The sequence below is a fragment of the Moorena sp. SIO2C4 genome, from assembly GCF_010672485.1.
In the GTDB taxonomy this organism is placed as follows: Bacteria; Cyanobacteriota; Cyanobacteriia; order Cyanobacteriales; family Coleofasciculaceae; genus Moorena; species Moorena producens.
Genome location: NZ_JAAHGN010000686.1, coordinates 1 through 4,119, shown reverse-complemented (window position 1 = coordinate 4,119; position 4,119 = coordinate 1). Strand labels below are relative to the sequence as shown.

Annotated in this window: 3 protein-coding genes; 1 reads left to right on the top strand and 2 read right to left on the bottom strand. The window is 43.6% G+C overall.

All coding sequences use genetic code 11. The annotated features are described in order from the left end of the window. Positions 1-254: 254 nt before the first annotated feature. Positions 255-2,195: a ShlB/FhaC/HecB family hemolysin secretion/activation protein gene (locus F6K20_RS27195; protein WP_287296723.1), complete on the bottom strand. Its 1,941-nt coding sequence runs from the start codon at positions 2,193-2,195 to the stop codon at positions 255-257. Between the two features lie 676 nt (positions 2,196-2,871). After that, the gene (locus F6K20_RS27190) at positions 2,872-3,318 is read right to left on the bottom strand and encodes a helix-turn-helix domain-containing protein (protein WP_008189067.1); all 447 of its coding nucleotides are present in this window, start codon (positions 3,316-3,318) and stop codon (positions 2,872-2,874) included. Positions 3,319-3,808: 490 nt separating this feature from the next. Between F6K20_RS27190 and F6K20_RS27185 the strand changes: the two genes are divergently transcribed. Next, entirely contained in the window at positions 3,809-4,015 is a 207-nt protein-coding gene (locus F6K20_RS27185) for a hypothetical protein (RefSeq protein WP_287296721.1), read from the top strand. Positions 4,016-4,119: the final 104 nt, after the last annotated feature.

The following is a 4,119-nucleotide window of genomic DNA, read 5'->3' as shown; positions in this document are numbered from 1 at the left end:
TAGTTTGTGGGACTGTCGCTAAAACCGGAGGGACTAAATTGCACAGTAACGCTGTTAATATAGCAATTAGAGGTAACCTTATCCACCGCCTTATCCTCAACCCTAAGGATTTTCGATTTACTCTCGCTAGACTACCATAATATATCCTTTTTTTGACCATGATTCATTTTCTCCCTTGCTGCACCTCATCACTATGAAAAACGCTATCTTAATTAGAATGTAGAATTTAGAATTTAGAATTTTAATTTTTATGTTCAAAATGGTCTAAAAATCACCGAAAAGTAGAAGCCATCTTCCTGTAACGTTCTATCCCTAGTTTCAACATCCACTAACTGCAAGCCCCAGCCGATATTAGCCTCCAGTAAATCTCCTTGCTGCCATCGCAAACCTAGACCAAGGGATGCGATCGTGTTATCATCAATATCATCGTCTCTATTCCAGCCAGTACCAAAATCAAGAAAAGGAGTCAACTGCACTAGAGTTCCGCTATCAGGATTCTGAATAATTGGCAGACGCAGCTCCGCAGAAATAAACGCACCATTGTCGGATAGAATCAGATCCTGGCGATAGCCCCGTACACTCTGTAAACCCCCAATCCCTATCTGTTCTAATGGTACCAAGCCTCGGTCTGCTAGTTGCACATCCCCTCGGATTAATAATATAGTATTTGGTGCCAGTAGCCTTACCCATTGCCCTTGACCACGCCAAGCGAAGAAATTGCTATCGGGTCCACCCCTGTTAATCGTAGTATCTCCTGAACTAATCCCGATACTTAACTGGGAACGAGCTGCTAACACTTGTTGCTCACTGCGCTTAGTCCACTCTTGGAATAACCGGATGGCATTAATCCGCGTACGCCCTTCATCATCAGCTCCTGCTGATAAAGCAAAGGGTCTATTCAAGATAGATGTTTCACTTTCCTGGCGTGAGCCGGTGATACCAATAGCTACTTCTTCGGTAGGGGTTTGGAATACAGGCTGGCGCAGGGTTATCTCATAAAACCGTGATTCTGAGTCAATATCTATCCTATCAAAAGGAGGCTCAATTACTTCACTAGATGTTGTGCCATAGGCCAAGCGCAGAGTCCCATTACGGGGATTAATCGGTAAGGTATAGCTAACATCAAAGGTATCACTACCATCAGTATTGGTGTAGTTGAATTCCAAGGCATCTCCCAATCCCAGTAAATTTCCTTCTCGAATTTGGGGACGACGCCGAAAGCTGCCTACACTGGGAGAGCGTCCATTATCTAATGTTATTTGGGTGCTGAAGGTATCCGCTTCAGTTACTGTTACTTCTAGCAAACTCTCCCCAGGCTCCACCCCCGCTGACAATTCAGCTGAGATGTTGGCAATTAGAGGGTCGAGTCGCAGCATTTGTAAGCCGTTCAGTAAGCGCCTGACATTCAGAGGCTTCTTGGTAGCGATCGCAAGACGGCTTTTGATGTAATTAGAATTAAGCCGACTCAGACCCTTGACAATAATATCTTCTAATTCCCCTTCGATAATCTGAATGCTGACTATCCCATCTTCAAGTTCTTGAGGTGGGATATAGGCTCCAGAGTTAACGTATCCTTCCTGATCATATAACTTGGTGATCTCAGACCGGAGTTTAAATAATCTTGGCAAGGAGATGGGTTGATTGAGGAAAGGATCGGTAATTTCCGCTAATTTTTCCTGGCTGAATACCGTTGAGCCAATAATATTAAAGCGTTTAATGACGATTCGTCTTGGAATATCCTCCAGAATTTCGTCCGGTAGATCAGGGCTAGGGGTAGATGGGTCAAGAAGTTCATCCACAGGAGGAAGTTTCTGGGGAGGTTGGGGTTCTGGCGCTGGTTCCAGAGAGGGAGGTCTCTCCGGCAGCCGATCCTCCGGTAGCTCTATACCCGGAGGTAGGTTCGGAGGTAGGGCTTGACTAATTTTTGCTGGGGCTGGAGGACTCGGGAGCTGGTTAATACCCATGGCGTTGAAATTTGTTACAGTGTCGCTCCCTAAAACCTGATTATCCCCTTTGTTCAATTTCTCTGGAATTGGCACTGGTTCCTGTGGCAATGAATCCTTTACGAAGACCAGACTCTGATCATTAACAACAGCCCCAGCTTCTAAAGGTTTCAGGATTAGGTTACTAACGACTGCTAATACACCCAAGGTTAACAGAGATGAACTTTTTACTACTGCAACAAATCTAAACATTACTTACCATATCGTAACTGTTTTTCTTAGGTAAGAACTATTAATTAGTTTTCCTGGTGATAGAGTGACAAACAACAGGAACAGTAGTCAAGAGCAAGGCAAGAAATTGACAACTAATGTAATAGATCTGTCAATCTATCAGTGTATATAGGAATAAGTTTTGCGTTGGCTGAATTTGACAAGTAACAAGTAAGTAGATCTATGAGTCATCTAGGGATAACTTTTGCGTCCTGTTTGAGTTGAACGCTTTGCCAACAACATTAAACCAACTACAGTAAACTTGGCCGCAGTTGTCTACTTGCCAAATTTAAACCTACCCGTTCCCGTAGCCTGGCCTTTAGGCCAAGGAACACCAAAAGCCATTAATTTTAAAGTTTTAACCTTCAAGTTAACACCTTGTTTTTAAATTCTTAAGCTACGCAAACAAGCAGCTTCCAGCTGAAATGACCCCAAGCTAATGGCGTTGCTGATTCTGGGTATGGTTTCGCCCCCCTAGCCCCCCAATTTTGCGGTGCGACCCGTGGCGAATTTAATTCGCCGACGGAAAGCGCACCGGTGGGGGAACAAAACTCTCAAAGTCCCCCATAATTGGGGGATTTAGGGGGCTTTAATAAAACCAGATTATCGCGCATTCATTCCTTAATTCAGCAACGCTAAGCTAATACCCATCCTGCAATTAACTAAAAACTTTAGTGAGAATTTCGACAGAAGGGTCAACTTCCAGCCACACCGTAGCTCCACAATCCTTGGGACAATTGGGTTGATAGACTAACCGAGATGGACCCTTGATTTCTACATAATGACCGTAGGTGTTGCGGTTACCTTGTTTGACAGTGAGCACAGGGTTGTAGGTGTTGTTCTTTTTATTTTGCTTAATCACGTTCTGGTTGACGTGGATGTAACTCGCCACCTTTTGGAAACCTCTTCTCCAGGTTCCCTTGGGTCCACGGCGACCAGGACTGACCCTAGGCAAGCCGTTAAATAGGGGAATTTGCCAAAATCTGCCTACTTTTTGAGCGCCCTTAATTCTACCATTTTTCAGAAGTTGGCGAACTCGTTGGACGCAAATCCCTAGAAGAAAAGCTGCTTGGGTAGTTCCGACTATCTTGGTTTGTTGGTTCATTTTTTGTTCCCCTTTACTATCGCGCTAATCTTATATTTAAGATAACACATAGTTCCTAGACTGTGTTGCTTTTTAACAAAAATTTATAATTTATCTAGCGCTAACTTTTTATAAGTGCTAAGGGATGTTTGATTTGATTAAGTGGGTAGGTTTATAATAGCGCTATACTTTGGTGAAATTTATCTAGCGCTATTTTTTGGAGTCTTAAGGGATGTTTAGGTTAATTAAGTTACCAGTTTATAATAGCGCTATACTTTAGTCAAGTTTATCTAGCGCTATTTTTTTTAACCGATTCCCGATTCCCGACTCCCGATTCCCGACTCCCGATTCCCCCAATACTTTGTTACAAAAATTTGCAAAATATGTTATAATAAAAGTTTTTGTATGTTATAATAGAATCATCTGACGTGAAAACGTTAAGAGCCAGCCTGAAGTTTTGCGAAGGCCGAAGGCTGGCTCTAGACCCCCAGTTAAGGAGATACATTAAATTATGACTTACAGCGAACGCCTATACCCGTGGGCAATCATCCGCCTATTGCCGAAGATGCAACGGGTCGTTGTTGGTCGGTACCGGAACCGGTCTGATGCGGAGGGGCACTTAAAGGCTCTTAAACGCTTGATGCCTGATGGGGAATTTGTGATTATTTTTGATTTGCCTGAACCTATGAATCAAGAAGCTGAGGGGAGTGAGGAGTAAGATTTAGAAGTTGCTCAACTTAGCTCAATTGACATCCAGTCACCCTACGTGATGGTTGGGACTAACCGCTATGGGATCGGCGTTCGCGCAGCGTGGCCTTTGGA